General features: G+C 68.4%; 1 protein-coding gene. It reads right to left on the bottom strand.

Features of this window, described 5'->3' with window-relative positions:
* A partial coding sequence (locus QZM15_RS33920) for an FAD-binding oxidoreductase (RefSeq protein ID WP_302108030.1) occupies window positions 1-639 on the bottom strand: 639 nt, incomplete at both ends.

The raw sequence follows: 639 nt of genomic DNA, 5'->3' as shown, positions 1-639 counted from the left end.
AGCCCATCAGCCCGAAGCTCGGCGTGTACGCATTGCGCAGATCGGCGCCCTCGAGCAGCTTGCCCTTGTTGAAGCGGCCGTTCGGGTCCACGCGCTGCTTGTACGCGCGGAATTCGGCGATCTCGTCATCGGTCAGGAACTCGAGCTTCGTGATGCCGATCCCGTGCTCGCCGGAAATCACGCCGTCGAGCGAGCGCGCGAGCGTCATGATGCGCGCGACGGCCGCGTGCGCGTCCTGCAGCATCTCGTAGTTGTCGGAGTTGACCGGGATGTTCGTGTGCACGTTGCCGTCGCCCGCGTGCATGTGCAGCGCGACGAACACGCGGCCGCGCAGCACGCGCTTGTGGATCGCCTGCGCTTCGTCGAGGATCGGCTTGAACGCGCCGCCGTTGAAGATCGCGCGCAGTTCCGCGCGGATCTCCTGCTTCCACGAGATGCGCACCGTGCGGTCCTGCGTGACGTGGAACACGGTCGCGCCCGGCTGCTCGTCCGCGCGGTCGGCGAACTTCTCCGCGAGCGCCTCGTAGCCGAGCTGCACCAGGTAGTGCTGCGCCTCGCGCAGCGGCTGGTCGAGCCGGTCGCGCACGAATTCCCAGCGCGCGCGCACGCGCTTGAGCAGCTCCAGCGCCTGCTGCACGC

This window comes from Burkholderia sp. AU44665 (assembly GCF_030504405.1).
GTDB lineage: Bacteria > Pseudomonadota > Gammaproteobacteria > Burkholderiales > Burkholderiaceae > Burkholderia > Burkholderia semiarida.
This window is presented reverse-complemented; position numbering and strand designations above follow the sequence as displayed.